Below are 3,784 nucleotides of genomic sequence, written 5' to 3' on the forward strand. Positions count from 1 at the left end.
GAAGGCCGAGCTGCAGCGATTTATTCGTGTTCATAACCGCGATCTTGCCAAACCATTTAAATGGACAAAGAGCGCCGACACGGTACTGGCTTCAGTGCAGCGAGCCAAAAATGTGTTACCTAATTAACCGCATGGCCCACTAGGGTGCCTTTGGAGATACCCAACCTCCGGGCCGCCTCCGCCTGCGTCAAGCCCTGCTCAAGGACCAGCTTTACGGCCGCTGAACGAAACTCTATTGAATAAGTCTTTCTCATAGTCATTACATACTCCCAATTGCCTATGGTAACAATCGGGACTGTCCGGAGAAATCAGGCTACCCCACTGTATATTAGGTATTTTTATGTTGCCTCGTTGAACTGGAAGTAAGTGTTCGATGATTTTAAACTGCGATTTTGATATCTCCATACGAAAATTTTATCAGACTTAATGTAGACAACCTGCTAAAACCAGGATATCAAACTCATTTGGCAATTGACGCTGCAGGGATCTTCTTGGCACTAATTTACACAAGTAGCGGCATTAAAAAATTGAAAGAAACTTCAAAAGTTGGACTTATTTCGCATACAATGATCCCAACACTATTTCTGTTGGGTGGTTCCATCTACGCATTAATTACTTCAGGCGTTGCTGATGCGAATTTACGCAACTAATAACAAGCACCGACACATAAGCTTGCTTCACGCTATGGGTTCGCAATAAGCTGCTTGCCTTTGCGGCGGGCGTTGCGTGCGAATGTCCTGATAGCGGTTGCCCAGGGCGATAATCGTGCGCTCCAACTCGTCGATAAGCTGGGCTTGATGCTTCCTGACGATCTGTGGCTCGCAGGTTCCAGCGCGATCCCCCGGTGTTTGTAGTTCGAAGCTGCCCGTCGGGTTTTTCATTGTCTTGGATGCACGGCTATTTTTGCGATTGGGTTTGTCCTCGCCCGCGAGGTGTTCCTACAGCTCCGCGCTCATGGCTACTTCAGTAAGCTGTTTGATCAGAGGCGTCACGATGTCATCTTTGCCCTCACGCAGCGCCTTGACAACTGCATCCATATCGAAGCTATGGTTTGGCTGCAGGTTATCTCTTTTTTGCTAATGATAAAGAAATGACACAAAATTCTAAACACTACCATATAGAAGGAGGAGATATACCGATTACCAGAATGGAAACCGTTAAGAGAAGTAACAATTTTATTGGGAATAATAAATTTATATAGGGATTTTAAATTATGAAATCAGTATTAAGTTTAGCTTTCGCGGTTGCCGTCTCCCTTGGCTCTATTTCTTCTGCTACTTCGTCCTCTTTTGAGGATATGAACTTGTGGAACGTCAGACTGCAGGCCGAGGATTTCCTCCAAAATGTAGACTCAAAATGCGAGCTATCAGTAGACGGCGTTTTAGATTATTCCGAAGACAGTAGCCTCCACGTTAGTAGGATTCGAGTTAAAGCTCGGGGTTCTTCTTCGGGGAGTGTATTCGTGGACGCTAAGTACACAGACCCCGTTAGCCCTACAAAATTCCGAGTTACCCTGGAAGACACCAATCTAATACCAGTAAGCAATTACTCTACGCCGTGGGGGGATGAATGTCCCGCAGATTCTGTTTTTTTAGAACGAGTACAGCATAACGGAAACACGCATTTCTCTGTGGCCAAGCACGTTTATTACCAGCTCAACATTGCCGGGTTTAATAGGCACCACTACCCTAGCCACGATACGCAAAGGCTCCTCCAATCCGTTGAGGTTACATCGGTGTTTCCGAGCGGCAACATAAAAACCAAATCCTTCCTAGATATGACGGGCGACTGGAGCAAACCCAGCGCTGTAACCTTCCAATGGGGCTACTATAATACTGGCGAAAGTCTGACTCGTTTAGAGTAACAGCACCCATCTGGGGGGCCTTCGGGCCCTCCTTTGGTTCTGTCGCAAACTTCTCGTGTGCCCGAAATACACCTATGGCCTGGATGCAGCCTGCTCACATAATCAGCACCGATCTGGGCGCGCTCTGAGCGCTCTTGCTGCGCTTCCGCTATGACGCTTTCAATGTCAACATTTGGCAACATGCGCTGGCCTTGTGATTTCGCATTCTCTCCACTGTACCTGGCCCGGATTGTCGACTCTGTGGCGTTTAGATCAATCAGGTATTCGGCGACGTACGCCTTTTGCTTATCGTTCAGTGCCATGGCTCAAGTACACCTCTCGCGTGCTTCTAGAGCATCTCAGTCTGTTGAGGTTCATTCGCTACCAGTATCATCTTCATCAATAGCCACGCTCACGGTTTCGGCTTACTGAGAAAGTCTGTCCCTCTGGCACCCGCTTTGGATATACCTCAGTTAAACCTGGTACGGGGGTGCGACTGAAAAGACTATCCCACCAAGGCCCACCTGCAGACGCTAGAGTAACCCGTCCCCAGTTCAATTTATCAGCGGAGCGTTGCTGCGCTGAAACAGTTATCGATGGAATTTGACAGAATATCTGCTTTGTGACTTTGTTCACATTTTTGAATATCCTTCTGATTGATTAACCCGCTGCCATTGTGATAAAAGCCTCAGGTGGAAATAAAAAGGGTATAGCTATCGCTGCAAGTGCCGGTCAAGACCAGTGGCGGATCTTGCAGTAAACAATTTTTGCAATTAAGGAAAGGCAAGGAATGCCACTAGCAAGGAAATTACCGCATGTATTCGCGGCGTTCGTAATTCTCACCTTTGCCGGTTGCACCCCGGAGCAGGCAAAGCATCCAGAACCCTTCGTTACCGAGTATGGCTTGGGACCGGACAAGTGGGCCACGGCGTGGTTATTGAGTCGCAGGATCGAGCCGCAAGCCGGGTTGCTGATCGTTGAGCCGGGGCAACCCCTCCCTTCAGGCCGTCTTTTTGACCTCCCTGATTCTCCTATTCGCCGTCAGGGTAACCGGTCGGGTTTTGAAGTTGCGCTGGAATCCTATTCCCTGGATGACCCCGCGCTGCAGAAACTGGCCGACATAGTCCACGATATAGAGGTCAATTTTTGGGCGCACAACAAAACTGCTGAATCAGCGGTAGTGGAACACGGCTACCGGGAACTGCAGTTGCGGCATCGGCGCGATGCCGTTGCGCCGGACTGTTATCTTACCTTTTTCGACAGTGTTTACCGGGCCCTGCGCAACAACCTCCAGGCGGGCGTCTCCCTTGCATTTGAAGATTTGCATATCGACTGTAGCAGTCCGCTATCGCCGGCTTCCGCCTCCCTAATAGCCGAAGTTTCCATCTCCCATCTGCTTACGGAAATATACCGCGGAAAGCGGGTCGAATTTGTGGATGTGCGCGAGCCGGGCGAGTTCGAGGAAAGCCATATTCCCGGTGCGCACAACATTACGTTGCGCGATCTCGATTCAGAGGCGATCCAGCGTCTGAAAGGCGCGGATTATGTGGTGAGCTACTGCGTAAAAGACTTCCGCGGCTTCGAAATGGCAAAGGCCATAAAACAAGCTGGCATTCAACAATCTGTCATCCTCAAGCCCTACGGTATCAAAGGCTGGGTATCCAGTGGCCTGCCCACTGCCGGCAGCAAGGCATTGAGCAATAAGGAGGCGCAGGCACAGCTTTCCACTCATATTGCCTCGATGGCAAGTCGCGCACTATAGGCGGGAATTTGAACGACAAGAGCCAGCGGTGAACTTCTAGCAGGCTGTTGATTTTCAGCCAGATTCAAACACGGTAATCGTTTGAATCCGCAATTCTCGGCCCAAATAGACGATTTAAGGCCATTTTTTACCCTTACGGGCCTTGGTGGCGAGCTTTCCCCGCCTTCAAGACGGACTAT

The 3,784-nt window shown here is 49.5% G+C and carries 4 protein-coding genes and 2 pseudogenes; 3 read left to right on the top strand and 3 right to left on the bottom strand.

Annotated elements, in window-relative coordinates; all coding sequences use genetic code 11:
• Window positions 1-140: 140 nt before the first annotated feature.
• Window positions 141-260: pseudogene (locus tag AB1S50_RS19125) on the bottom strand (transposase); the annotation flags it as partial.
• 204 nt (window positions 261-464) lie between these two features.
• Here AB1S50_RS19125 and AB1S50_RS19130 point away from each other — a divergent pair.
• Entirely contained in the window at window positions 465-650 is a 186-nt protein-coding gene (locus tag AB1S50_RS19130) for a hypothetical protein (protein ID WP_367152831.1), read from the top strand.
• 78 nt (window positions 651-728) lie between these two features.
• On the opposite strand, the pseudogene AB1S50_RS19135 reads toward AB1S50_RS19130, so the two are convergent.
• Window positions 729-1,037, bottom strand: a pseudogene (locus AB1S50_RS19135) (transposase); the annotation flags it as partial.
• 176 nt (window positions 1,038-1,213) lie between these two features.
• Here AB1S50_RS19135 and AB1S50_RS19140 point away from each other — a divergent pair.
• Window positions 1,214-1,864: a hypothetical protein gene (locus AB1S50_RS19140; RefSeq protein ID WP_367152836.1), complete on the top strand. Its 651-nt coding sequence runs from the start codon at window positions 1,214-1,216 to the stop codon at window positions 1,862-1,864.
• On the opposite strand, the gene AB1S50_RS19145 is transcribed toward AB1S50_RS19140, so the two are convergent.
• Window positions 1,828-2,166: a terminase small subunit gene (locus AB1S50_RS19145; RefSeq protein ID WP_367152833.1), complete on the bottom strand. Its 339-nt coding sequence runs from the start codon at window positions 2,164-2,166 to the stop codon at window positions 1,828-1,830. The genes AB1S50_RS19140 and AB1S50_RS19145 overlap by 37 nt on opposite strands.
• A 467-nt stretch (window positions 2,167-2,633) precedes the next feature.
• Here AB1S50_RS19145 and AB1S50_RS19150 point away from each other — a divergent pair, with 467 nt between their 5' ends.
• Window positions 2,634-3,605, top strand: coding sequence for a chromate resistance protein ChrB domain-containing protein (locus tag AB1S50_RS19150; protein WP_367152834.1), 972 nt, complete (start codon window positions 2,634-2,636; stop codon window positions 3,603-3,605).
• The last annotated feature ends 179 nt before the right edge of the window (window positions 3,606-3,784 follow it).

This window comes from Microbulbifer discodermiae (genome assembly GCF_040742695.1).
Classification (GTDB): Bacteria; Pseudomonadota; Gammaproteobacteria; order Pseudomonadales; family Cellvibrionaceae; genus Microbulbifer.